Annotated in this window: 21 protein-coding genes; 18 read left to right on the top strand and 3 right to left on the bottom strand. The window is 53.8% G+C overall.

All coding sequences use genetic code 11. From position 1 onward, the window contains the following. Positions 1 to 33: 33 nt before the first annotated feature. Complete coding sequence (locus KNP86_RS00280; RefSeq protein WP_214752379.1) at positions 34 to 1332, bottom strand: ammonium transporter; 1299 nt, start codon at positions 1330 to 1332, stop codon at positions 34 to 36. Between the two features lie 128 nt (positions 1333 to 1460). On the opposite strand from KNP86_RS00280, the gene KNP86_RS00285 reads away from it, so the two are divergent. From KNP86_RS00285 to KNP86_RS00360, 16 genes are all read left to right on the top strand, one after another. Continuing rightward, a complete protein-coding gene (locus KNP86_RS00285) occupies positions 1461 to 1766 on the top strand; it encodes a MerR family transcriptional regulator (RefSeq protein WP_034776533.1) in 306 nt (101 codons plus the stop codon). Between the two features lie 116 nt (positions 1767 to 1882). Continuing rightward, on the top strand, positions 1883 to 2932 hold the full coding sequence (hemE, locus tag KNP86_RS00290; RefSeq protein ID WP_034776536.1) for a uroporphyrinogen decarboxylase: 1050 nt from the start codon (positions 1883 to 1885) through the stop codon (positions 2930 to 2932). After that, positions 2929 to 3858 (top strand): ferrochelatase, encoded by a 930-nt coding sequence (hemH, locus tag KNP86_RS00295; protein ID WP_214752380.1) that lies wholly within the window; start codon positions 2929 to 2931, stop codon positions 3856 to 3858. Before hemE ends, hemH begins: the two co-directional genes overlap by 4 nt. Beyond that, positions 3851 to 5236 carry a protoporphyrinogen oxidase gene (hemG, locus tag KNP86_RS00300; protein WP_214752382.1) on the top strand — a complete coding sequence of 462 codons (1386 nt, stop codon included), beginning with the start codon at positions 3851 to 3853 and terminating at the stop codon, positions 5234 to 5236. The genes hemH and hemG overlap by 8 nt, the downstream gene beginning before the upstream one ends. Before the next feature lie 89 nt (positions 5237 to 5325). Next, positions 5326 to 6213, top strand: coding sequence for a Cof-type HAD-IIB family hydrolase (locus KNP86_RS00305; RefSeq protein ID WP_232939005.1), 888 nt, complete (start codon positions 5326 to 5328; stop codon positions 6211 to 6213). Between the two features lie 68 nt (positions 6214 to 6281). Beyond that, positions 6282 to 7271: a lipoate--protein ligase gene (gene lplA / locus KNP86_RS00310; RefSeq protein WP_138859874.1), complete on the top strand. Its 990-nt coding sequence runs from the start codon at positions 6282 to 6284 to the stop codon at positions 7269 to 7271. A 157-nt stretch (positions 7272 to 7428) separates the two neighbouring features. Then, complete coding sequence (locus KNP86_RS00315) at positions 7429 to 7902, top strand: PTS sugar transporter subunit IIA (RefSeq protein WP_214752384.1); 474 nt, start codon at positions 7429 to 7431, stop codon at positions 7900 to 7902. A gap of 103 nt (positions 7903 to 8005) precedes the next feature. Continuing rightward, positions 8006 to 9553 carry a long-chain-fatty-acid--CoA ligase gene (locus KNP86_RS00320; RefSeq protein ID WP_214752385.1) on the top strand — a complete coding sequence of 516 codons (1548 nt, stop codon included), beginning with the start codon at positions 8006 to 8008 and terminating at the stop codon, positions 9551 to 9553. 95 nt (positions 9554 to 9648) lie between these two features. Continuing rightward, positions 9649 to 9951, top strand: coding sequence for a metal-sensitive transcriptional regulator (locus KNP86_RS00325; RefSeq protein ID WP_034776552.1), 303 nt, complete (start codon positions 9649 to 9651; stop codon positions 9949 to 9951). Positions 9952 to 9963: 12 nt separating this feature from the next. Beyond that, entirely contained in the window at positions 9964 to 12075 is a 2112-nt protein-coding gene (locus KNP86_RS00330; RefSeq protein ID WP_214752387.1) for a heavy metal translocating P-type ATPase, read from the top strand. Next, positions 12072 to 12278, top strand: coding sequence for a copper chaperone CopZ (copZ, locus tag KNP86_RS00335; RefSeq protein WP_029595964.1), 207 nt, complete (start codon positions 12072 to 12074; stop codon positions 12276 to 12278). The genes KNP86_RS00330 and copZ overlap by 4 nt, the downstream gene beginning before the upstream one ends. A gap of 346 nt (positions 12279 to 12624) precedes the next feature. Next, on the top strand, positions 12625 to 13287 hold the full coding sequence (locus tag KNP86_RS00340) for a response regulator transcription factor (protein ID WP_034776554.1): 663 nt from the start codon (positions 12625 to 12627) through the stop codon (positions 13285 to 13287). After that, positions 13284 to 14657, top strand: a complete 1374-nt coding sequence (locus KNP86_RS00345; protein WP_214752389.1) for a sensor histidine kinase — start codon at positions 13284 to 13286, stop codon at positions 14655 to 14657. The genes KNP86_RS00340 and KNP86_RS00345 overlap by 4 nt, the downstream gene beginning before the upstream one ends. Before the next feature lie 128 nt (positions 14658 to 14785). Beyond that, positions 14786 to 15235 (top strand): competence protein ComK, encoded by a 450-nt coding sequence (locus tag KNP86_RS00350; protein ID WP_034776556.1) that lies wholly within the window; start codon positions 14786 to 14788, stop codon positions 15233 to 15235. A gap of 108 nt (positions 15236 to 15343) precedes the next feature. Beyond that, positions 15344 to 18412: an efflux RND transporter permease subunit gene (locus tag KNP86_RS00355; RefSeq protein ID WP_214752391.1), complete on the top strand. Its 3069-nt coding sequence runs from the start codon at positions 15344 to 15346 to the stop codon at positions 18410 to 18412. Positions 18413 to 18548: 136 nt separating this feature from the next. Beyond that, a complete protein-coding gene (locus tag KNP86_RS00360) occupies positions 18549 to 18965 on the top strand; it encodes a hypothetical protein (protein ID WP_034776560.1) in 417 nt (138 codons plus the stop codon). Positions 18966 to 18989: 24 nt separating this feature from the next. On the opposite strand, the gene KNP86_RS00365 is transcribed toward KNP86_RS00360, so the two are convergent. After that, positions 18990 to 19346 (bottom strand): hypothetical protein, encoded by a 357-nt coding sequence (locus KNP86_RS00365; protein WP_034776562.1) that lies wholly within the window; start codon positions 19344 to 19346, stop codon positions 18990 to 18992. 55 nt (positions 19347 to 19401) lie between these two features. Further along, complete coding sequence (locus tag KNP86_RS00370) at positions 19402 to 19782, bottom strand: truncated hemoglobin (protein WP_138859867.1); 381 nt, start codon at positions 19780 to 19782, stop codon at positions 19402 to 19404. 158 nt (positions 19783 to 19940) lie between these two features. On the opposite strand from KNP86_RS00370, the gene addB reads away from it, so the two are divergent. Next, complete coding sequence (addB, locus tag KNP86_RS00375; RefSeq protein ID WP_214752392.1) at positions 19941 to 23381, top strand: helicase-exonuclease AddAB subunit AddB; 3441 nt, start codon at positions 19941 to 19943, stop codon at positions 23379 to 23381. Then, positions 23365 to 26967, top strand: a complete 3603-nt coding sequence (addA, locus tag KNP86_RS00380; protein ID WP_214752394.1) for a helicase-exonuclease AddAB subunit AddA — start codon at positions 23365 to 23367, stop codon at positions 26965 to 26967. Before addB ends, addA begins: the two co-directional genes overlap by 17 nt. Positions 26968 to 26997 lie beyond the last annotated feature (30 nt).

Below are 26997 nucleotides of genomic sequence, written 5' to 3' on the forward strand. Positions count from 1 at the left end.
GACACCCGCTTTGGGTGTCCCTGACTGTTGTCGTTATTTCTTCGGTGACATGACCGATACACTCGACCCGAGAATTTTCGGGAGGCGTGCCGGAGTTTCAGGTTCTGTCTCGACTTCACCGTATGCGGATACACCGTGCTCGGCGATGTCGAGGCCGATATCTTCTTGTTCTTCCGTGACACGAAGACCGATCGTGACGTCGAGCAATTTCAAGAAGGCGTAGCTACCGCCACCAGCGATGACCATTGCAATCAAGACGCCGAGTGCTTGAACACCGAGTTGACCCAAGCCGCCGCCGTAGAAGAGGCCGGCCGAACCGATGCCCGTGATTTCGACCAAACGAGGCGAGGCGAAGAATCCGAGTGCGAGCGTCCCGATGATTCCGGCGATCCCGTGTACCGAGAAAGCACAGAGCGGGTCATCGACATATTTTGCCATGAGGATGCTCGTGCCGTATGTGGCGATTGAAGCGACGGCACCGATGACGACGGCGGCCCATGGTTCGACGAAGGCACAGGCAGCAGTGATCGCGACGAGCGCCCCGAGCACACCGTTGACGATCGTGGGGATGTCCGCTGTCTTCTTATGCATCATGACGATGGCGAGGGCGCCGAGGGCACCGGCAGCCGTGGCGAGCATCGTCGTAAGAGCGACGTAACCGAAGAATCCATCTGCGACCGACATCGTCGATCCGGCATTGAATCCGAACCAGCAGAGCCAGAGCACGAGTCCACCGACGACCGTCAAGACGTGGTTGTGACCGGCGAGTGATTCGGTTTTACGACGTGGTTTCAAGATGATGGTGGCCATGAGGGCGGCCATTCCGCCTTGAAGGTGGACGACGGCCGAACCGGCGAAGTCTTGCATTCCCATCGATCCGAGGAGTCCACCGGCCCATACGGAGCGGGCGACGATTGGATACAGGATGGCGACGAAGAAAATACCGAACAAGACGTACGCGGAAAGTTTGGCCCGCTCTGCGAAACCGCCCCAGGCGATGGCGAGTGCGACAGCGACGAACGACAACTGGAACAAGAATTTGATGTCGATCGAGACGTTGGCCCAATCAAGGCTCGTGAACGATCCGTTCATGAAGAATCCTTCCGTCCCGAACCAGCGGGTCCCGTCCCCGAATGAGAGGCCGAAGCCGACAGCCCAAAAGGCGAGTGCCGCCACAGAGAGGCTGATGATTTGTTTGACTGCGACGTGCCCGGCGTTTTTAGCCCGGAGCGTCCCCGTCTCGAGCAAGCCAAAACCAAGTTGCATCGTTAAGACGAGCAGTGCAGCGATGAGTACGAACAGCGTGTCCATATAATATAAGATGTCTTCCATGTTGCGATTCCTCCTTTTTGCGATTGATGATTCAAAAGTTGTTTTCAGTGTAAGACGAAAAATTCGACTTGGATTGCAATTTGTCAGATTATCTGACATAGTTTTTTTATGAAGGAGGAGGACGAGCGATGGACTATAAGTCGAAGAAAGTAATCGGGATGGGCGTCATCACTGAGCTGACAGGACTTTCGGAGCGACAAGTCCGTTATTATGAAGCGAAAGGGCTCGTCTTTCCGGATCGGACAAAAGGTGGGTCACGTAAATATTCCTTCCATGACGTCGAGCGATTGGTCGATGTAGCGTCGAAACTTGAGGATGGCTGGCGAATTCAAGACATCAAAGAGCGTGAGAAGCGTCTGTCGTCGAAACAGCGTGACGATTTGATTCGAGGTCAGCTCAATTCAGCCTTCCGCACGTATCCGACAAAGAAATGACACAAAGAAAACACAATGAAAATGCTTCACATTAGCATTATTCTAATTAATTTCTGTATAATGTTTTTGAGTTCACATACCTATAGAAGAAGAGTGTAGGAGAATTATAGAGGGGAATGACGCGACGTATGAACGATACTATTTTGAAGGCGTTTCGAGGAGAGGCGACAGACTATGTGCCCGTCTGGTACATGCGCCAAGCCGGACGCTACCAACCAGAATATCGTGAGATCAAAAAAACGAGGACACTATTCGAGATCACGCATGATGCCGAGCTGTGTGCCTACGTGACAGAGCTCCCGGTGAAACAACTTGGAGTCGACGCGGCCATTCTGTATAAAGACATCATGACGCCACTCCCGTCGATGGGCGTCGATGTGGAAATCAAGAGCGGCATCGGTCCGGTCATTGATAACCCATACCGGACGATGGAAGATGTGGAGCGTTTGAAACCGCTCAATCCGGAAGACATCTCGTACGTGTTCGAGACGATCCGTTTGCTTCGGGAACGTTTGGAAGTTCCGCTCATCGGATTCTCAGGCGCACCGTTCACGCTCGCGAGCTACATGATTGAAGGTGGTCCTTCGAAGAGCTACCACCGAACGAAAGCACTCATGTACGCCGAGCCGGACGTGTGGAACGCGCTCATGGAGAAACTGGGCGACATGGTCATCACATATGCGACGGCACAAGCAGAAGCCGGGATCCAGGCGTTCCAATTGTTCGACTCATGGGTCGGGACGCTCAGCCGTAAGGATTATGTCCGTTATATCAAACCGACGACAGAACGAATCTTCACCGAGTTGCGCAAGCTCGACATCCCGCTCATCATGCACGGTGTTGGAGCGAGCCATCTCGTCGAAGAGTGGCAAGACCAGCCGCTCGACGTCGTCGGACTCGACTGGCGCCTATCGATTCAAGAGGCGCGCGACCGCGGCATCACGAAAGCGGTCCAAGGCAACCTTGATCCGTCATTCTTGCTGGCCCCGTGGCCGGTCATCGAAGCGAAAGTGAAAGAAATCCTCGACGAGGGGATGAAACAACCTGGATACGTCTTCAACTTGGGACATGGGGTGTTCCCGGAAGTCGATCCGTCCGTTCTCGTCAAATTGACAGCATTTATCCATGACTACTCACGTGAAAAAATGGGAGGCAAATCATTATGAAAACCGTCGGATTACTCGTAATGGCTTATGGGACACCATACAAACCTGAAGATATCGAGCGTTACTACACACACATCCGCTATGGCCGTAAACCATCACCGGAAGCACTCCAAGACTTGACGGAGCGCTATGAGGCCATCGGAGGCGTGTCACCGCTCGCGAAAATCACGATCGACCAAGCGGAGACGCTCCGTGACATCTTGAACGAGCGTCACGCCGGTGAGATCGACTTCAAACTCTACATCGGGCTCAAGCACATCGAACCGTTCGTAGAAGATGCGGTCGCGCGAATGGCGAACGACGGCATCAAAGAAGCGGTGTCGGTCGTATTGGCTCCGCACTACTCGTCATACAGCGTCAAGTCGTACAACGGGCGGGCGCATGAAGAAGCCGCGAAATACGGCATCGAGATCCGTTCGGTCGAATCGTGGTACGATGAGCCGAAATTCATCAACTGGTGGGCGGAAGCGATCAAAGCGACGTTTGCGAACTTGCCGGTACCGGCCGAGAAGGCATGCTTGATCGTCTCGGCACACAGCCTCCCAGAGAAGATTTTGGCAGGCGGCGACCCGTATCCGGATCAATTGAAAGAGACGGCGGATAAAATCGCCCAAGCGGCGGGCGTACCGAACTATGAGGTCGGTTGGCAGTCAGAGGGCAACACGCCTGACCCGTGGATCGGACCGGACGTCCAAGATTTGACGGCTGAACTTTATGAAAAGCATGGTTATGAGGCGTTCGTCTATACGCCGGTCGGATTCGTCGCGGATCATCTCGAGGTGCTCTTCGATAACGACGTGGAATGTAAAGTCGTTTGTGACCGCCTAGGCGTCCACTATGCACGTCCAAACATGCCAAACGCGGAGCGGAGCTTCATTGAAGCCATCGCCGATCGAATGGAAAGCGTGATTGTACATCATGCGTAATGTAACGATTGTCGGTGGTGGGATCACAGGTCTCACCGCCGCTTTTTATGCCGAGCGTTATTTGCCGGAAGACGTCACCATCAAGCTCGTCGAAGCGAGCGGCCGTTTAGGTGGAAAAATCGATACGTTCGAGACCGGGGAATTTGCGGTCGAACGAGGGCCGGATTCGTATGTGTTCCGGAAAACGGCGATGACCGACTTGATTCATGAGGTCGGGCTCGGCGATGAGATCGTCCGGAACGGCGTCGGCCAAGCGTACGTGCTCCATCATGACGGATTACATCCGATTCCGAAGCAGACGGTCATGGGCATTCCGCTCGACGTCGATGCGTTCAAGGATACGACACTCTTGTCCGAGGAAGAACACGCCACGCTTCGGAAGATGCTGTTGTCGCCCCCGGACGTCGAAGCGCCGAAGACGGACGTCTCGCTCGGGCTTTATTTACGCGAGCGCGTCGGGGACCCGATCGTCGACCGGTTGATCGAGCCGCTTCTTTCCGGGATTTATGCGGGAGATATCGATCAGATGAGTGCGTTGTCGACGTTCCCGCAATTTATCGAAGGCGAGAAGAAATACGGCAACTTGTATGAGGGAATGCGTCACCTTCGTCCCGAGCAGCGGGTCGCTGAAGTCGGGGCGAAGAAAGTCGGACAGTTCGCTTCACTCAAACGAGGGTTGAAGTCGCTTACCGACCGTCTAGCCGAACGGCTAGAGCGCACTGAAATCGTCTTGAACTGTTCGGTCGAACAAGTCGAGGAGATTGAGGGCGGCTATCGACTATTGACGAACCGTGGGGATATCGAGTCCGATCACCTCATCTTGACGGTCCCGCCCCGGCTCATCCGCCAGTTCTTGCCGAAAGTCGACAGCGATTTTCTCGCGGACATGAAGCCGCACGCGACGGCGACGTGCTCGCTCGTGTTTAAACAAGACGATATCGAGCTGCCGTTCGTCGGGACAGGTTTCGTCACGAGCCAAGAGGCGGACGTGACGATCACCGCGTGCACGTTCATCGACCAAAAATGGCCGCACGCCGTGCCGGAAGGGTATCATGTCCTGCGCGTCTTTCTCGGACGACCGGGCGCCGATGACATCGTCGATGCGTCTGATGACGAGATTGTGACGACCGCACTTCGGGACCTTGGCGGCTTGATGACGATTAAAGCAACCCCGCTCGAGACGGTCGTCAGCCGGCTCCGGGACGGGCTGCCGCCATACGCCGTCTTCCATTCCGACCGGGTCCGCGCGCTACGCGCCGAGATGGGCCGCGTCTATCCGGGCATCCTGCTCGCGGGCATCGCCTACGACGGGATCGGCATGCCGGACTGCATCAAGAGCGTCCATGAACAGATCAAAGCGCTCGCGGAAGAACGTTAAAGATTCATGAAGGGAGGTGTCGGATTATTCCGATGGCCTCTCTTTTTGTTATAGTTATAAGCGAAACAGAAAAAGAGGAGTGGATGTTGATGACAACGTACAAATTGTTCGTATCCGATATGGATGGCACGATCCTGCACAACCACACGAAAATCGCGCCCGAGACGGCAGAAATCGTTCGCGCGGCAGAAGAACAAGGGATTCGCTTTGCGATTGCGACGGGACGCAATTACTTCAACGCGAAAGAAATCCTCGATGAGGTCGGCCTCACGTGCCCGATCGTCTCATCAAACGGCGGACGAGTGTTGACAGAAACCGGCGACGTGCTACATGAAATCGATTTGACGACGGAAGAAGCGCTCGAGGTCGTATCGGTGTTGCATCAAGACCATAAATATTCGGACGTCTTCTATGAAATGTATTCGGAGGCGGGACTCGTCGCGAGCCGACTCGACTTGATCGATGCGACGATGGAAAACTTGAAACAGAACGGGGACGAGCGGTCGCTCGAGATGTATGAGTTCTTCCGCAAACGTTATTATGTCAACGAAGATGTCCGTCTCGTCGAGGATATCGAAGACTTCATTAAGAACGAGGCCGGACGCGTCTATAAATTCATCGCTTTCTCGAGCCACTTTGAGAAAATGTCATCGCTGTGGACGGAAATCGATGAGCGCGTCGAAGGCGTTTACGTTACGTCTTCAGGCAACGATAACATCGAGGTCATGGCGAACGGGGCCGACAAAGGGCACGGCATCAAAAAACTGGCCGAGCATTTCGGTGTCGATTTGTCAGAAGTCGTCGTCATCGGCGACAACTTGAACGACATTCCGATGTTTGAGGTCGCCGGCAAAGCCATCGCGATGGGCAATAGTCACGAAGACTTGATCGCCATCAGCCATCACGTCACCGAGCGTCACGACGAATATGGTGTCGCGAACGCATTGAAACGCGTCATGACAGGAGAATGGAAGTAAACGAGTTGTAGCGCCGGGCCGACGTCTCGTATAATACAACTAACGAACATCCTTAGGAGGAACTTACTGTGAAATTTATTTTCAACCCGGACATCCGGGACCCAAAACTCAACTTGGCGGTCGAGGAGTACATCCTCAAACATTTGAACGTCGAGCATGAGGATTATTTCTTGTTCTATATTAACGGCCCGTCAATCATCATCGGTAAGAACCAAAACACGTCAGAAGAAGTCAACTTGAAGTATATCGAAGAGAACGGGATCGACGTCGTCCGTCGTCTCTCAGGCGGCGGGGCCGTCTATCACGACGAAGGGAACTTGAACTTCAGCTTCATCACAAAAGATGACGGTAACTCGTTCAATAACTATAAGAAGTTTACGCAACCGATCGTGGATGCCTTGAAACAGCTCGGCGTCGAGGCGGAATTGACGGGACGTAACGATATCCAAGTCGGCGAACGCAAAATCAGCGGTAACGCCCAGTTCACAACGCGCGGCCGCATGTTCAGCCACGGGACGCTCATGTTCAACTCGAACATCGAGGAAGTCGTCAACTCGCTCAACGTCTCGGAAGAGAAGATGCGCTCGAAGGGAATCAAGTCGGTCCGGAGCCGTGTCGCCAACATCACCGAGTTTTTAGAAGAAGAGATGGCGATGGAGCGCTTCGTCGAGGCACTCCTTCACTCAATCTATGACGGACAAGAACCCGAGCGTTACGTGCTTCGCGATGAGGACTGGGAGATCGTTCAGGACATCTCGAAAGAACGCTACGCGAACTGGGATTGGAACTTTGGGAAATCGCCGAAGTTTGATGTCGAGTCGAAACGTCGTTTCCCGATCGGCACGATTGATGTCCGCTTGAACGTCAACAAAGGGACGATTACGGAAGCAAAAATCTACGGCGACTTCTTCGGCGTCGGTGATATCCAGGATGTTGAACAAGTGCTCGTCGGGACGCGCTTCGAACGCGGCGCGATTCGGGAACAATTGTCACAGCTTGACGTCAAACATTACTTTGGCAACGTCGAGCTCGAAGAACTCGTCGATCTCATTAGCTGAAGCGGGTTTGAGGGAAGAAGGGGCTCTGAATAGGGTCCCTTCTTTTTGGCGTTTTCGTGACATCTTATGTGGACCGTTGCGCGTCGTTTCGACGAGGCGTATCATAATCAATGCAAGCGCTTTCGTAAATTGGGTTCAACCAATAGGAGGAAACAATATGTACCGATTTATCACAGAGTGGATGGACGCGAATTGGATGTGGGTGACGGAGCAACCGACGTTTGACCTCGCTGTCCGCGCGATCGGTCTTGAGTTAGAAGGAAGAGGGATTGTCGATGAGTCATTCGCGCGCGTCGTCATCGAACAAGAGCGGACGATCCCGTCTGGCGTGACAGATGTCGCCGTACCGGTCGCTGTCGTCGATGTACCGCTCCACGTTTCGAAACAAGATGGAATCACGTTGTTACATCTTAATCACCCGTTTGCGATGCAGACGATTGCTGCTGAAACCATTCGGGCCGAGGCGATGTTCTTCATCACGGCAACGACCGAAGCGAAGAAGTCGGCGCTCCACAAATTGATGGACGATTTGCTCATGGATGACGAGACATTGCAGGCGCTCGTCCACGTACAGAGCCGGACCGGTTTGTATCATTTGAAGATGATGGACTTGAAAGCGTTTTCTTATTGAGCCGTTTCATGTACAATGAAGATAACTGAAAAAGAGCGCGGATGCCGTGCTCTTTTTTACGGCTCAAAAGTGAATAGTCATTCATTTTCAAAGGGGGATTACCATGGCAAACTTAGTCACGGCACTACAGGGCGTTGTGGCCGCGCATCCGAATAAGGCGGCCTACGTGTTTGGGGAAGACACGGTCAGCTACGGACAGTTTTTCGGCCAGGTCGAGGCGATGGCGGCGACACTTGAGCAAAAAGGGATCGGACAAGGCGACCACGTCGCACTCGTCCTCGGGAATAGCCCGGCATTCTTGATTTCCTATTTTGCGGTGCTCGCACGAGGTGGGGTCGTCATTCCGATCAACCCTACATACACGCCAGATGAGATGGCCTATATTTTAGTCGATGGGGACGTGAAGGCAATCGTCGCCTTGTCACCGCTCGTCGCGCAAGCAGAAGCCGCGCTCACGAAGTTACCGCAACTCCGCCTCGTCATCTCGGTCCCGTACGCGGACGTGCCGGCGTTGAAACGGGACGGGGACATCGAGTTCTTGCCGTTCGAGGAGGCGTTCGCGACGACGAAAGGGGAACTCGTCACGGTCGATGAGGAAGACGTCGCCGTCATCCTCTATACGAGCGGGACGACCGGGAAACCGAAGGGAGCGTTGTTGACGCATCTCAACTTGTTCTCGAACGCCCATTCGATCGGCGAATATTTGGAGATCACGCCGGAAGATAAAGCGCTCGCGGCGCTGCCGATGTTCCACGTCTTCTGTTTGACGGTCATCGTCAACGCACCGCTCCTTCGCGGTGCGACGATTGTCATCTTGCCGAAATTCTCGCCGCAAGACGTGTTCGACCTCATCCCGAGACACCGCGTCAGCATTTTCGCCGGGGTGCCGACGATGTACAACTTCTTGTTACAGACGGCGATGAAAGTCCCGGCCTACGCCTCGGCACTCAAGCATGTCCGCGTCTTCGTCTCCGGTGGGGCGAGCCTGCCGGTGCAACTGCTCGAATCATTCGAGCAGAAGTTCGAATGTAAGATCCTTGAAGGGTATGGCCTCTCGGAAGCGTCACCGGTCACCTGCTTCAACCCGCTCCATGGGGAGCGGAAGGCAGGTTCGATTGGTCCGTCGATCGTCCACGTCGAGAACAAAGTCGTCGACGAACTCGGGGAAGAGGTCGGGATCGACGAGGTCGGTGAACTGATCGTCCGTGGGCCGAACGTCATGAAAGGGTATTACAAACTCCAAGAAGAGACATCGATGACACTTCGGGACGGATGGCTCTACACCGGCGACTTGGCGAAGCGGGACAAGGACGGATACTTCTATATCGTCGATCGGAAGAAAGATATGGTCATCGTCGGGGGATATAACGTCTATCCGCGCGAAGTCGAAGAAGTGTTGTATCAGCATCCGGGGATCGTCGAGGCGGCCGTCATCGGGGTGCCAGACGCAGAACAAGGGGAAGCGGTCAAAGCGTTCATCGTCACTCGTGACGAGCAGGTGACGCTCGACGAGATCCGAGCGTTCGCGGCGACGAAACTGGCGAAGTATAAACAGCCGACACAGATTGAAATCATTGATGAACTGCCTCGGAACACGACCGGGAAAATTTTACGGACCGTCTTGAAGAGCGAGGCGTTCCAACGCAATTGATTAGGGGGAAGAGCGACAAATCAGTCGCTCTTTTTTTGATTAAATGATTTGACACCATTACGGGGTAGGGGTATATTGAAGGTGAGGTGATAACCATGGAAGAATTCATGCATGACGAACCGATCGTTCCGCGCGAAGACGCGGAGCGTGAAGCGCTCAGCAAACGGCTGCGCCGGATTGAAGGACAAGTACGAGGGATTCAAAAGATGGTCGAGAGCGACCGTTATTGTGTCGATATTTTGACTCAGACGTCAGCCATTCAAGCTGCGCTCAAACAAGTTGAGATGCAACTGCTCGAACGTCACATGCGCAAATGTCTAGTCCATGCAAGCGAAACGGAAGACATGGACCCATACATTGACGAATTGATGACAATCGTCAGCCGCATCAAAAAGTAAGGAGGTGGACCGATGAAAACCGTCGAACTGTCGATTCAAGGGATGACATGCGCCGCATGTTCGGCCCGAATCGAAAAAGTGTTGAATAAAATGGACGGCGTCGAAGCGACCGTTAACTTGCCGCTTGAAACGGCGACGATTCGCGTCGAGGAAGGTATCACTGAAGAAGAGTTGATTGCCCGAATCGAGAAGATCGGCTACGGCGCAGAACGGAAAGCGGAATTGACCCCGAAACACGACCTCCGCCCGCTCGAACGAAAAGTGCTCATCTCGGCGCTATTGTCAGCACCGCTTCTGCTCGTCATGATTACGCACATCCCGGGTGTGACGTTCCATGCCGATTGGCTCATGAATCCGTGGTGGCAATTCGCGCTCGCCACACCGGTCCAGTTCTGGATTGGGGCCCAGTTTTATAAAGGGGCGTATAAGAGCCTGAAGAGCGGCGCGGCCAACATGGATGTGCTCGTGGCGACAGGGACATCGGCAGCTTACTTTTATTCCGTCTTCGAGATGCTCGTGCATCCGATGCATCCGTCGCTCTATTTTGAGACGAGTGCCGTTTTGATTACGCTCGTATTGCTCGGGAAATGGTTAGAGGCCCGAGCGAAAGAAAAAACGACGGACGCGCTCAAGTCACTTTTATCGTTACAGGCGAAAGAAGCGATTTTACTTGTTGACGGTGTGGAACGGCCAGTCGCGATCGACTTGGTCAAAGCCGGTGACGTCATCGTCGTCCGCCCTGGCGAAAAAGTGCCGGTCGATGGAAAAATCGTCGAAGGTGAGACGGTCATCGATGAGTCGATGTTGACCGGGGAGTCAATCCCATCTGAGAAAAGTGTCGGCGCCGATGTTGTCGGCGGAACGATTAACCGCTCGCACCGGGTCTTGATGGTCGCCGAACGTGTTGGCAGCGAGACGATGCTCGCCCAAATTGTTCGTGTTGTTGAACAGGCGCAGACGGACAAAGCCCCGATTCAACGGCAAGCGGACCGGATTTCCGGTGTGTTCGTTCCAATCGTCGTCGCCATCAGCGCCTTGACGTTCGCCGTCTGGACGCTTGGCTTCAATGATTTGGACATGGCGATCCGGGCCTCGATCGCCGTTCTCGTTATCGCTTGTCCGTGTGCGCTCGGTCTCGCGACACCGACATCGATCATGGTCGGGACGGGCCGTGCCGCCGAACGTGGTGTCTTGTTCAAAGGTGGCGGTCAGCTCGAATCGTTGAATGGTGTCGATATCGTCGTCTTCGATAAGACGGGGACGCTCACGAAAGGTACGCCGGAAGTCGTGGCGACGTTCGGAGACGCGTTGTTCTTGAAACAAGCCGTCATGGCCGAACGTCAGTCGACGCACCCGCTCGCCGAGGCAATCGGTCGGGGCGAAGGGGACGGTCAGGTCGAACGCGTTGAAGAGTTGGCCGGTCGAGGATTGAAAGCGGTCGTAGATGGGAAACCTCTTCTTATCGGCTCGGTCCGCATGATGCAAGAAGCCGGATTTGCATTACCGGAGTGGGACATGCAGGCGATGACGCCGGTCTATGTGGCCGACGAGTCTGGGGTCGTTGCGGCGTTCGGTCTGCAAGATCGGTTGAAAGACCAAAGCCGTGCCGTCGTCCAACAACTTGCCAAGACGAGACAAGTCTACGTCTTGACCGGTGATCGGAAAGAAGTCGCATTCGACGTCGCCCGTCAACTCGGGATTCCGGAAACGAATGTCATCGCCGAGGTATTGCCCGTCGAGAAGGCGGATCATGTCGAGGCGCTGAAACGCCAGGGCCGTGTGGCCATGGTCGGGGACGGGATGAATGACGCGCCGGCGCTTGCTGTCGCTGACGTCGGCATCGCCTTCGGAAGCGGGACGGATATCGCCCTTGAGGCGGCCGATGTCACCGTGATGGGGCAAGATATCGATGGGGTGAACCGTGCCATCGAGATGAGTGCATTGACGATGCGTAACATTCGTCAAAATTTGTTCTGGGCGCTTGCCTATAACAGTCTCGGTATCCCGGTCGCAGCGGCCGGGTTGCTCGCCCCATGGATTGCCGGGGCGGCCATGGCGTTCAGTTCGGTCTCGGTCGTCTTGAACGCGTTACGATTGAAAACACAAGGAGGAACATCCAAATGAATGAAACGACATTAAAAGTAGAAGGTATGACATGTAATCACTGCAAGGCGGCGGTCGAAGGCGCCTTGACAGAACTTGAAGGCGTCGAGTCAGCGATCGTCTCGTTACAGGACCATCGGGTCGATGTCATCCACAACGATAAAATTTCAGTGAAAACGATGATCGAAGCCATCGAAGAACAGGGTTACGACGTCAACGCATAATCGAGAGCTCCCGCCTAAGCATGGCGGGAGTTTTTTTGTCATGTTCATGCTAAGAAAAGTATGCTATATTATAGGTGATAATGAGAATCGCTATCAGTAGGAAGGTGGAACATGATGGAACTCATGATGATCAGCGGTGTACTGGCCCTCCTTAGTGGCGGCACGGTATTCCTCGCACAACAGATGCGCACTCGGCCGACGCGGTAAGGAAGGGGGAACCCTTCTTTTTTTGTGGGCTTGTTTGCGTGTCGGGAACACATTGAGCGCGGAGGAAACGGCTGCATTCCCATCATTCATCCACAATTGTTTGATATGATAAATAAAAAACGTTGCAGAGGTGACTGGAATGTACACAATCTATTTAGTCGATGATGAAATCAATTTAAATAAGATGCTCGTCACGTATTTAGAGCAAGAAGGGTATCAGGTCCGTTCGTTCACCGACGGGACCTCGGCCCAGGCCGCAATCAAAGACGAACCAGACTTATGGGTGCTCGATATCATGCTCCCGGACCTCGATGGGTTCCAATTACTGAAACAAATCAAAGCGAAAAACGCGTTCACGCCGACGATTTTCATTTCGGCGCGAGATGAGGATATCGATAAAATTATCGGACTCGAGATGGGATCGGACGATTACATCGCGAAACCGTTCTTGCCACGGGAACTGGTCATCCGCGTCAAAAAATTGATCGACCGTGTCTACGGTTCGAAATCGAATGAGCATATCGAATATGGGGAATATACGATTTATCCTGAGAAACGTCTCATCAAGCATGAACAAGATGAGATCGATTTGACATCAAAAGAATTCGACTTGCTGCTGCTCTTCCTCGAACATCCGGGCTCTGCCTTATCACGCGAACAGATTTTAGAAGGGGTATGGGGCCATGACTATTTCGGCTCGGACCGCGTCGTCGATGACTTGGTACGCCGTCTCCGGAAGAAACTGCATCGCCTTGAGCTCGAAACGCTCTATGGCGTCGGTTACCGACTCGTTAAGCCATGAAGCTCGATCGTCTCCAGCCGAAACGGCTCATGTGGAAGATTTGGGTATTGATCCTTCTGATCATCGTGACGCTCGCCTTGATGATTTTGTTGACGATTCGTTCCTCGATCACGCAGTTTATCGATGAACAAGTGTACGAGACGTTGCAAGATGTGGATTATTACCTGGGGAATACGAATGAGCTAGAAAACATTCCGCAAAATCCGATTGAGTATGACCGTCGCCAACAAGAATCCCGATCGGTCAACCAGCTCATCTTTTTGCCGAACGGACGCATCATTTATGGTTCGGCCCCGCTCGAATTGACGAACCGAATGTATCAAGAGGCGCTCACACAGACGAGCGAGGTCGCCAAATACCAGACGACGATTGATGGAGAGGACGTCTACTATATCATCCGCCAGAACGAGTACGATGGGGCTCTGATTTACCAAGCTTCCTACGCCTGGGACGCTTACCGGCGTGAACTTGTCTCGACGCTCTACTGGCGCATCTCGATTTTAATCGGCGTCATCAGCCTGTTGTCGTTAATCCCGGCTTTATGGATGTCGCGAGAGTTGACGAAGCCGATCGTCGAGATGGAGCGGGCGGTCGAGAAAATCTCGAACCGACAATGGGAGACGGTGCTCCCGCTCGCTCGTCAAGATGAGCTCGGGCAGTTGGCCCGCTCGATTGACGCGATGCGGCAAGAGTTGCAAGAGCAAGACGTGGCCCAACAGGCGCTGCTCCAAAACATCTCGCACGACTTGAAGACGCCGATCATGGTCATTCGCGGTTACGCCCAATCCATCGGGGACGGGATTTATCCGACCGGGGATTTGAAAGGGTCGGCCGAAGTCATCGATGAAGAGGCGTCCCGGCTCGAGAAGAAAGTCGTCGATTTGTTATATGTCACGAAGCTCGAATACTTTAAAGGCCAGGAGATGCGGCTTGAACCGATCAATCTCGATAAGTTGATGGAACTGCTCGTTAGCCGATTCAAACTGCGCGGCAACTTGGACTGGTCGGTGACAGGACATGCCGGCGAGATGCTCGGGGACGGAGAACAAATCCGTGTCGCCTTCGAGAACGTGCTCGATAATGCCTTGCGCTATGCCGAGTCGACGATTCGAATCGAACTGACACGCTCCGGGGCGGGTGTCGACATCACCATTGAGAATGACGGTCCCCCGGTCGACGCGAACCTCGACTTGTTCCATCAGTTTTCGCGAGGGAAGCAAGGGAAGTTCGGTCTTGGCCTGTTCATCGTTCAACGAATCGTGACACTCCATGAGGGGACGGTCGCCTTGGGAAATACAAAAGACGGAGTACGTGTACATTTTCACTTTCCTCAATCGAAATCGTTACAGAATAAGAAATTAGATCACTGAAATTAAAAAACCAGCCGATAATCGGTTGGTTTTTTTAGTGGGAAATATATGAACGCGATTTGTTTAAGTCTTCATTTCTTGGTATGAATGACATGTAAGTCACTATATCCATGATGGAGGCAAATCAGATGACTCAGTTGACGAATGAAACAAGAGCTTTGATTCCAGTTTTCAATGAGTATGGGGAGGCGGAGACGCTCGTCTATCAATCCGACGGTGTATCGCGAATGAAGGGATCGCCCCTGTATTTACTCGAATCGGCCTGTCTGTATTACGGTTCAAGCATTCAAGGACGGATCGAGGCGGCTCGTAACGTACTCGGCCCGCACCGGAAGACACCTGTCATCATGGATTGGCATGCAGATGCGATCTTTTTCCCGACGATCGCAAAAGAAAGTCCGGACTGTGCCTGGATCAATTTTTCTCAAGTCCTCGATGCTAAGAAGAGTGGTAAAGGAAGTCGGATTATCTTTCATTCGGGTGAATCGGTCGAGGTCCCGGTCTCAAATCATACCGTCTATAAGCAAAAGCAACGGTCCATCGAGTTATCGTATTCGTTTCAAAAACGCTTTCACTGAAGCACATTCAACTGTGTTTAAAGATTGAAATGAATGGTGAACCCCTCTATGATAAAGAAGAATAGTTCATATGTGTATTTGCACATTATCTGAAAGTGAGGGGTCAACATGTTTTTTCAAAAAATGATTGAACGAGGAAAACTGGTCATCGTGTTTTTGCTCGTCGCAGTCGTCGTCGGAGTGCTCACGTTCTTCCAACTTCCGAAACGTGAAATTCCAGAGACGAGTGTCAATATCATCTTGATTCAAACGCCATATCCGGGCGCGACCGCAGAGACGGTCGAGCGGAACGTTACGAATATTTTGGAGACTGAATTGAGAGGACTCGATGGTATCGAGAATGTGTCATCATTATCCGCATCCGAGTTCTCGAATATCACCGTCGAGTATGAAGACGGCTTCGATCGAAGTGAGCTACAGTCGAATGTACGCCAAGCGATCTCAGACGCTGCGCCTCGCTTGCCAGAAAATGCGCTGGCTCCGACCGTCAATGACTCGATCGGGCAGTTGCCGGTCGCTTCTTACTTGTTGACGGCAGATGATCGCCAGACACTCCAGACAGTGCGTAAAGATATCGAGCGGTTGGAGGATCGTCTGTTGCGGACAGACGGAGTTACCGGTGTGACGATCAAAGGACTACCGGAAACGGAATTCGTCGTCTCGCTCGACTCGGCGGAACTCGGGGAGCGTCAACTTGCTTTTCCGGACGTCTTGACGGCAATCAATGAAGAATATAAGACGACCCCGCTCGGTCGCCAGTCGACTGAAGATGGGATTTACCAATTGGCGATCGATAGTTTGACGAACGTCAATGACATGGGCCAAGTCGTCGTCGGCTCAGTGGATGGGACGCCTGTCCTCCTTGAAGACGTCGGCACGGTCGAAGAGACGGAGAAAGCGGTCACGGACCTCGTTTCACTCGACGGACAACCTGCCGTTTCCTTGACGGTCACGATTGAATCGGGTCAAGATATTCCGACTCTTCAAGAACGCGTCGACGAAGTCGTTGCGGATGAAGTCGGGAACGTGAATGGTGTTGAACTTGTTCCATATTACGAGCAGGCCAAAGCGGTCGATGATATTTTCTCATCCCTCACTCGTGAATTCATCATTGCCATGATTGCGGTCATCGTCGTCACGACGATCGGGCTCACGTTCTCAGGCTCGCTGATTGTCAGCTTAGCGATTCCATTGTCGTTCTTGCTCGCGTTGATTCCACTTCGTTTCACCGGAGTCGACTTGAACCAAATCTCAATCATCGGGGCTATCATTGCGCTCGGGATTCTCGTCGATGACGCCATCGTCGTCAATGACAATATCCTGCGCCGTTACCGAAAAGGAGACACGGCGATGGGCGGTGCCGTACGCGGGACGAAAGAAGTGTGGGGCTCGATCGTCACATCGACGCTCGCCGTCGTCTTCGCCTTCTTGCCATTGACACTCCTCTCGGGAGCGAACGGGAACTTTATTCGTGCCTTGCCGACCGTCTTGGCCTTGTCGGTGCTCGCTTCGATGCTCATCAGTTTGACGCTCGTGCCGATCGCCCAGTACTGGTTGAATCGGAAGCAAGTAAAAGTATCGAAACGCGAGCCGGGTTGGTTAGGTGGGCCACTGAACCGGCTCAGTAATTTCTATGCAGATACGTTATTACCCAAAGTCGCGAAGCGTCCATGGACGTTCGGTCTCGTCGGTTTCGTCATCACGACCGCATTGTACGGCTTGATCTTGTTGACGCCGTTCGAATTCTTCCCGGCTGCGAACCGGCCAGAAGTCGTGACGAGTGTCACCTTGCCGGTCCAAACCGACCTTGAGGAGACGGAACAGAGACTTCGAGCGATTGAGGAAGAGTTCCAAAGTATTGATGGTGTCGTCGAGACATCTGTCTTTGCGGGTGGCGGCCTACCGAGCCTCTTCACGGGAGGGCTCGATCAGACCGGTGAAAACACGGGTCAAATCGTCGTTCGTGTCGACAACGAGACGATTGATGCGATTCAATTGATCGACGAATATACGACACAAATCCGGGAAAACAACCCGGATGCTGAAATCTTCTTGGATACGCAGCAACAAGGGCCGCCGACTTCGGCACCAGTCGAGTTTACGATGCGCGGTGAAACGATCGAGCAACTCGTCACGGCCCGGGATACCGTGAAAGCGGACCTTGAAGCCATCGACGGTGCACTCGTGCTCGACAACATTAAAGAGCCGTTCCAGACGCTCACGTATGAACTTGATCGTGACGCGATGGCGGCCGCTGGTGTGACCGCGAAATCAATCAGTGACCAGATTCGCCTCGTCACGGACGGCATCCCGATCGGCACGTTTGATGACGGAGTCGAACAACGCGATGTGAAAATCGTCGTCGATGCGGAAGCGAACCGTGAGGCGCTCGCCTTAGACGATATCCTCGTCCCAGTTCAGACGGAGGCAGGTCCTCCGGTCGCACCGCTCAGTACGTTCGTCACTGAGACGACGACAGAACAGATTCAACAGATTCCGCGTGAGAACGGGGAACGGATCGTGACGCTCCAAATTTATGCGAGCGAAGGCATGGACGAAGAGGCGTTCAAACAAGACGTCGACCGCGTGCTTGCTGACGCCGAGGCGTCATTGACCGATGAAGGAATCGCGTTCGACCAATCCGGCGCGAGCGACACACAAAACGAGTTCTTCCTTGAACTTGCTACGTTGTTCGTCGTCGTCTTGTTCTTGATCTTCTTGATCATCGCGTTCCAGTTCAATTCACTGTCACTTCCGCTCCTCGTCTTGTTCACGATTTACTTGGCGATTGCCGGTGCTGTGGTCGGACTGTTCGTCACCCAGACACCATTTAGTTTCATGGCCTCGATGGGGATCGTCTCACTAGCCGGGATCGTCGTTCGGAACGCAGTCGTCTTGTTCGAGTTCATCGAGCAAGGAATTCGCGACGGCATGGCCGTCACGACCGCCGTCTATGAGGCGGGACGCGCCCGGATTCGTCCGATTCTGTTGACGGCGTTGACCGCTGTCGTGGCACTCTTGCCGGTCGCACTTGGAGAAGACCCACTGTTCCGACCGCTTGCTATCGGAATCGTGTCAGGAATTCTCTTCTCGACCGTATTGACGCTCGTGCTCGTTCCAGCTTACTACTTGATTTTGGCGAAACGTCGCCATCGAGATAAGCCGTTCACGGAGTAATGTGGCAAACAGAGGGTGGTCCGAACCGGGCCATCCTCTGTTTTTGTGAACGAACGTTCACGACAACTCATGTTTTCCCCAGATGTTGTATGGGTATAATAAGAAAAGGTACTTCAGTATATTGGAGGGAATAAACATGAACGATTCGTACACATGGATCAATCGGCGCAAGATGCGCCCTGCTTATAGCGCGACAGGGGGTCGCTCGTGGACGAGTGAACGGATAGTCCGACCCGATGCGGCTCGTGGGCGCACCGTGCGTGGCGTCAAACGTGTCCGTCGCCCGTACACCGATGAACACGGTGTTCGTCGTTATACGACGGGACGTGTCGTCATTACCGATGCGGCTCGTCAGGCGCGTGCGCACGGTCACGGCGAGTCGGCGGTTCAACTCGAGCTGTCGGTGCCGACACCGTATGAACGGGTGAAAGAGATGATTCCGACGAAAAAAGTGCTCGTGCCGGTCATGGCCGGGATTGCTGTCGCCGGAGGACTTGCGGGTGCGATTTACGCGCTTCGTAAGAAAAAACAAAACAAAAACAAGCACAAATAAAAAAATCGCCCGCGGGCGATTTTTTTATTTGAGGCGATCCGCGAGAATCCGTTCGAGCTGTTGCTCACCGAGTTCACGCATCTCTGCTTCGTTCTCTTGGTCATACGACTCGTCTGTGAAACGGCCGACGAATTCGACTTTCCCGTTCCCGAGTTCACGGAACACGAGGTTTTTGCGATCGTTATAGAAGACGACGCGGTACTCTCGTCCATTCTCATGTGGATAGTTGAACACGCCTTTAATATGGTCCATGTTCTTTTCTTCGGGTTGGTCTTCTTCCTCTTCATCCTCTGCGAGGGCGTCGGCGAGGACTGCCGTCGGTTCTACTTCTTCCGTTTCTTCTTCAGAGGAAACGGCCTCTTTTTTTTCTTCTTCTGTCATGAAAAACGACCTCCTTTACTTACTTTCTTATCATACCCGCTTTTCGAAAGGCTGACTACTCAAAATGGTGGGAGCAGACGCGGACGACGTTCGAGGATGACATGATCAAACGATGGAACAGTTGTTGCTTGACCGATTCGGGGGCATCGACTGTTTTGAGCGCTTGCTCCATGCAGCCGAGCCAGTGGCCGGCGTGCGTTTCCGAGATCGGGTGGTCGCGATGGATCATCGCCAAGTTGCCGCCACCGCGACGTTCCGTATACAGTTTCGGTCCCCCGAGCAGTTGTGTTAAAAACTCAAACTGATGCGCTTTGACCCGGTCTTTGTCGTCCGGGAACAACGGCAATAAGATCGGATCGGCGTAGACGAGGTCGTAAAAAGCGTCCACGAGTTGCTGAACGCCACGTTCGCCTCCAAATTGTTCATATGCACTCATCTTCTTTCCCCCTCATACGTTCAGTCTAATCGATTTTTGCGGAAAAGGGGACTGAAGCGGGCTGGTCAATTTTCTTCCTGGGCTATTAAAGGATTTCCCTCTACAAACGAGGTCGAATGGGTCATAATAAAGAAAAAAGGGAAGGGGTGTTCGCCTAAATGACGGTCACTTTTCATGTCGGGCGTTCCGGGAGCGGAAAAAGCGAATGGATGACGAAACATGTCATCGAAGAGCTGAAGCGTGACCCGAGCGGACCGACCATCTATATGCTCGTCCCAGACCAAATGTCGTTCGAGATGGAACGGAAGATGGCGATGACGGACGGCTTGAACGGGTCGACCCGGATTCAAGTCTTATCGATGCGTCGACTCGCCTTTTTGATGATGCGCGACCGGGGCGTCGCGACCGAACAGTTTTTAGATCAGACAGGGACGCACTTGCTGTTGCGCCGCGTCGTCGAGATGAACGAGGAACGATTGACGTTGTTCCGCCGGACGATGAACCAGTTCGGCTTTTACGAGGAACTGAACCAGTTGATCACGCTCCTCAAGCGCGGCCTCGTCGATCCTGAGCAGTTGCTCCGCTTAAGCGAGCAAGACCAACATCGGTCCCTCAAACTCCAAGATTTGTCGATTCTTTACGAGGGTTTCTTGATGATGACGGAAGGGAAATCGCTCCACGCGGAAGACTATTTCAACGTGTTGCTACAACTGTTGCCGGACATCGATTTGACCGGGACGCAGTTTTATGTCGATGGGTTCAATGAATTTTCGGAACAGGAGCTAGCCGTGCTCGTCGCTTTAGCGGAGAAGGCGCCGCTCGACGTGCTGTTGACGATTGACCCGGATTCGCTCTATCGGCCTCATCCGTCGTTCGGACCGACGCAACGGACACTCATGCGTTTCAAAGAGCTGTTGGCTGAGCGCGGTCTCTCGTCAAACGACCACCCTCATACAGGATCTCCGCGCTTCCAACATCCGAGCCTGGCCTATCTCGAGGCGACGTTCGGGCAAGTGACGGCAGCCCCATACACGCGTCCTGATTCGAATGTGGTGTTGAGCGCGGCCGTCGACCGGTCGGTAGAAGTCGAGGCGGCCGTCCGTGAGGTCGTTCGGCTCGTCCGCGAGGAAGGATTCCGCTATCGCGATATCGCTTTCGTGTCACGCTCGCTTGAGGAGTACGGCGACTTGGCGACACAAGCGCTCCAAAAAATGCGGTTGCCGTTCTTCCTCGATGAGCGTCAACCGATGCTCGATCATCCCGTCGTCGAATTATTGAAGGCGACGATTGAGGTCGCGATTCGCGGCTACCGGGAAGAACCGGTGTTTCGGGCGCTCAAAACCGAACTGATTTTGCTCGATGCGGAGCATCGACGCACGTCGGTCGACCGGCTCGAGGCGTTCGTCATCGAGCGCGGGATCAAACATTATCACTGGCACGAGGATTGGTATTTGCGACGCCGAGCCGAAGAAGAGGCACGGCTGACCGGGGAAGAACTGGACTTGGAGACGGCACTCAATCGTTACCGCCAAACCGTCGTTGACACGTTCGACCCGCTGTTGGCCGATTTAAAAGCGGCGAAGACGATGCAAGCTTACACGCACGCCATCTATGCCTTTTTAGAACGGATTGATGTGGCGTCTTGTCTCGCCTATTGGCGCGAGGAGGCGCTCGAGGAATCGAGATTGCTCGAAGCGAGAGAACATACCCAAGTGTGGGATGCCGTGTTGCACTTGCTCGAACAGTTGGAAGCGGCGGCGCCAGATGAGACGCTCTCGACCGAACTGTTCCTGCAGATGATGGATACCGGGCTCGACAGTTTGCGTTACGCGCTCGTCCCGCCATCTCTGGACCAATTGACGGTCACTGATTACGTCCGGGGCCGCTTGATTGATAAAAAGGTCGTCTTCTTACTCGGGGCAAACGAAGATCAAATCCCGCTCGTAGCGACCCAGTCGAAACTGTTGACCGACCAGGACCTTGATTTCATGCATGACAACGGCGTTCGGGCCGGGAAAGCGACCGAGCATTTATTTGATGACGAGACGTACTATTTATACAAGGCGCTCACGGCACCGAGCCATCGTGTGTTCGTCAGCTATGCCCTCGTCGACCGGGCTGGCAAGGCGATTCAACCGGCGAGTTTTATCGCTGACCTGAAAGCCCGCCTCAGTGGCGGGAAAGTCGTGACGACCCATTTCGCGGAAGCCGGGGAACATCGCCCGAGCGACCAGCTGTCTTTTATCACGAACGTGAATCAGACGGCAGCGGTGACAGCGCTCGAACTGCAACGACTCAGCCGGCATTATCCGATTCAAGATACGTGGTTCACGGTGTACAACGAACTGTTGAAACATCCGGAAGGCCGCGAACGGATTCGCTTATTGACGAGTGCACTCTTCTATCAAAACGTGCCACAACCGTTGCCGGAAGATGTCGCCAAGTCACTTTATACAAACTCGATTCGAGCGAGCGTCTCGCGGCTCGAGACGTTCCAGGCTTGTCCGTTCCGTCACTTTGCGAGCTATGGGCTCCGTTTAAAAGAACGTCGCCTGTATCGGTTAGAAGCGCCGGATATCGGAAACTTGTACCATCGCACGATTGAGCATATGTCCCAGACCGTGAAAATGGACGGGAAAGAATGGCGGGATGTGAGCCGCGACGAGTGTTCGTCACTCGCCGAGGCGGCCGTCGAACTCGTCACGCCGGAAATTCAAAATGCGATTTTGATGAGTTCGAACCGGTATGGCTATTTGAAGAAGAAATTGACCGATGTCGTCAGCAAGACGGCGGAAGTATTGATCGAGCAATCGAAACGGGACGGATTCGACCCCGTCGCTTTCGAACTCGCCTTCGGTAGCGGCAATTTCCCGCCCGTGTCGTTCACGCTCAGTAACGGGGCGACGTGTGAACTTGTCGGTCGCATCGACCGCGTCGACACGGCCTCGGTCCATGATCAGCTTTACGTCCGGATTGTCGACTATAAGTCGAGCAAACGAGAAATCGACTTCGCCGAAATCTATTACGGGCTCGCCATGCAGATGCTCATCTACTTGAAAGTGCTGATCGAGCAGGCGAACGCGTGGACGCAAGAGAATGTCGCCCCAGCAGCGGCGCTTTATTTCCACGTCCACCGGCCGCTCGTCGCACCGGGCGAGACGGACACGGACACCGAGCGGAAGGTGCTCGAGTCGTATCAGATGCAAGGGTTGCTCGTCGACGATCCGGCCATTTTAGAGGCGATGGACCGGACGGCGAAACTCGATCAGAAAAAATCAATCGTCATCCCGGTCAAGTACAAGAAAGACGGGACGATCGATGCGAATACGACGAAAAAAGTCGTCTCCCCGCCGCAGCTCGAGCAATTGATGGACCATGCCCTTAATTTGGCGGAGGCGAGCGCCGAGGCGATGTATGACGGTGAAATCGGAGTCGAGCCATATGAATATAAAGAACGACGGCCCTGCCAGACGTGCCCGTTCCAAAGTGTCTGTCACTTTGATGAGGCGCTGTCTAATGAGCCACGGCAATTGAAGAAATTAGAAAAAGATGACGTCTTGTCAAGATTAGGAGGTGACGTCGATGAAGTGGACGAATGACCAACAAGCGGCCATCGATGCCAGAGGATCGCACGTGCTCGTCTCGGCGGCAGCCGGTTCCGGCAAGACGGCCGTCCTCGTGGAACGGCTCGCGAGCCGTCTCTTGGATGAGACGGACGAATTGACGGCGGACCGCATGCTCGTGGTCACATTCACGAATGCGGCGGCGGCCGAGATGAAACGTCGAATCGCCAAAGCACTCGACGGGGCACTCCGTGATGATCCCGAGAACGCATATATTCGAAAACAACGCCAAATGCTCAACCGGGCACTCATCACGACGATTCACTCGTTCTGTCTCGAAGTGATTCGGGAGAATTATTATTTGCTCGACCTCGACCCGGCGTTCAAAATCGCCGAGGAACGGGACTTGGTGCTTTTGCAGGACGATGTGCTCGAAGATGTGCTCGAGGAGGCGTACGGTCAACAAGACCAAGCTTTCTTCGCTTTGATTGACGCTTATACGTCGGACCGGGGCGACAGTGAGATCGAGGAATTGATTCTCGGCCTCTATCACTATGCACGGACGCTACCAGACCCGGAAGCGTACTTGGACGAACTTGTGTCGTTGTATCAGTTCGATGGGGATCCTGACGAGGAACAACTGTTGATTGAATTCGGGCGCCTGCTTTGGGTAGACATCGAAAAAGCATTGCGTCAGCTCCGTCGCGTCGCCATCGAACTTCGCCTCGCCGGTTATGAGGCGCAATCTGAGAACGTGCAACAGGCGATTTTACCATTTGCGAATCTCGATCCGGACTCGTTCAAGTGGAGCGAGCTCGAGACGGCTTCCCGCGCCGTCAAGTTCGGGACGATGAAATCCGTTCAAAAGAAAGAAGAACATCACGTCTATCACACGGTATTGAAGCCGGCGTACGATCAGGCGAAAAAGAAGTTAAGTGAAGCCATCGCCCAAGCGAGCACGAGTGGGGCCGATTATTTGGACGTGTTGATGACACAACGTCCGCTCGTCGAGACGCTCGTTAAGACCGTTCGGACGTTCGGTGCCGCCTATGAACAGGCGAAGCGGGACCGTGCTTTTGTCGACTTCAGCGACCTCGAGCATTATGCGCTCGCCATTTTACGAGACGAGGGAGGACCATCTTCGGTCGCTTCGCTTTACAAGCAACGTTTCGCCGAAGTATTGATCGATGAGTATCAGGACACGAACGAGATTCAAGAGACGATCATCGGGCTTGTCAGCAATGAAGTCGAGCATGTCGGAAATCTGTTCATGGTCGGCGATATCAAGCAGTCGATTTACCGGTTCCGCCATGCCGAACCACGCTTGTTCATCGAGAAGGCGACGCGCTTCAAACAGCATGGGTCGGGACAACGGATCGACTTGTCCCAAAACTTCAGAAGCCGAGCCGAAGTACTCCACGGCATTAACGACTTGTTCGTCCGGTTGATGGACGAGGAAGTGAGCGAAATCGAATACGATGAGGCGGCACGTCTCGTCCCGGGGCGTGACTATGAGGCGCTCGAGGCGAGTCCTGAACTCATTCTCGTCAACGGGGAGAGCCGCGACTTGTCGAAACAAGAACTCGAAGGCCGGGCCATCGCGACCCGGATTTTAGAGCTCGTCTCGGGCGAGGAACCGTTCAAAGTGACCGATGAAGCGACAGGTTTGCTCCGGTCGTGTGAATATCGTGACATCGTCATCTTGGTCCGTTCAAAGAAAGAGCGGGTCGAACAGTTGATGGATATTTTGACACAGTACAACATTCCGGCCTACACCGATTCGGACGGGGGATACTTCCAAGCGACGGAGATTCGGATGATGCTCGCGGTGTTGAAACTGATCGACAACCCGCTCCAAGACATCCCGCTTGCCGGGGCGCTTCGCTCGCCGATGTTCGGGTTCAGCGACCAAGAGTTGGCGAAAATCCGCCTTGAGTCGGAAGAGTCGTTTTTTGAGGCACTCAAAGCGAAAGCAGATGATGAGGACGATCTCGGTCTGAAGTGTGGCGATGTTCTTGACGCGTTATCAGCGTGGCGCACGTTCGCTCGCAACCACAGCTTGTCAGAATTGATTCAACAAGTGTTCAACGACACAGGATTTTATGATTTTGCCGGCGGACTGCCGGGCGGGAAAGGGCGCCAAGAAAACTTGAAGGCGCTCTATGACCGGGCGTTGTCGTATGAGCGGAGTGGTTACCGCGGCTTGTATCGTTTCCTCCGTGTGATGGATCGGCTTCAGGATAACGGTGAGGACTTGTCCGAGGCGCGCTCACTCGGTGAAGAAGAAAACGTCGTCCGGATCATGACTGTCCATAAGTCGAAAGGACTCGAGTTTCCGGTCACAATCGTCGCTCAGCTAGGGAAGCAGTTCAACAAGCGCGATCAAATGCAGCGCGTCATCTTCCATAAACGTTACGGAATCTCCCTCGACGCGATTGACGTCGTCACGCGCACGAAAACGGAGACGTTCGTCAAAGAGATGATTCGCCGCGATCTCGATGCGACGATGAAAGCCGAAGAGATGCGCGTCTTGTATGTCGCGCTCACGCGCGCGAAAGAAAAACTGATTTTGGTCGGGACGGTCAAAGAGCCTGGAAAACAGATCGGGCAATGGTTGCACGTCGAGCAAACCGGGACGACTTTATCGGCCGATGCGCGTCGTGAGGCGAAGACGTATCTCGATTGGGTCGCTCCGGCGCTCTTAAAACTCGAAGGGGCGGCCCCATTTTTAGAAGAGCAAGGGTTGCCGATCGTCGCACCCCAATCGGAAGCGACCCCGTGGACGTACCGTATCATCGGCGAAGAGGACTTGGCGGAAGTCGCCACGCTCCAAGAGATGATGGCGCAGCTCCATCACGTCAAACAGTTCGAAGCGATCGACTTTCCGGTCAAAGACGAGGCGAACGTCACAGATTTTGTCCGCCGGGCGTTCACTTATGAATATCCGGCCCAAGCCGCGACCGAGACGGCTGCCAAGCAAACGGTCACGGAACTGAAACGCGCTCTCCAACTCGAGCAGGCGGCGTTTGAAGAGACGTACCGGGCGAGTGACACCCCGTACCGAGAGCCGAAGTGGAAACAATCGAAACAGACGGGAGCCGAGCGGGGTACGACGTTACACCTTGTCTTTCAATTGATCGACCCGTCTGAACCGCTCGCCTTACAAATCGATCGCTGGGAAGCCGACGGCATGCTTAGCCCGGTCGAGGTCGAGACGGCAAGGCTTGCCATCCCTGAAATCGAGGCGTTCTTTGCTTCAGACACGGGGCGCGCATTAACGGTAGCGCTTCAAACCGGGACTGGCTGGCGCGAGTTGCCGTTTACGTACACGGTTCCGGCCGAACGGGTCAATCCGAGCGGGACGTTCACTGACGAACATGTGCTGATTCAAGGGATTATCGATTGTCTGTTCCATGACGGCGAGACATACGTGCTTCTCGACTATAAATCGGATTCTGTGCTCTTTTCGAGCGAATCCCGTGACGCGGCGAAACAAATGTTGCGCGACCGTTATCATGTCCAATTATCGCTCTATCGCGAGGCCATCGAGGCGATTTGGGGGATCACGGTCGGGCAGATGCTCATTTATTCGCTCGAATTACAGGAAATTGTTGTATTATAATGTAGACGTTGTGAAGAAAAAGGGGTACGG

Source organism: Exiguobacterium sp. s16 (assembly GCF_018618115.1).
Taxonomy (GTDB): domain Bacteria; phylum Bacillota; class Bacilli; order Exiguobacteriales; family Exiguobacteriaceae; genus Exiguobacterium; species Exiguobacterium mexicanum_A.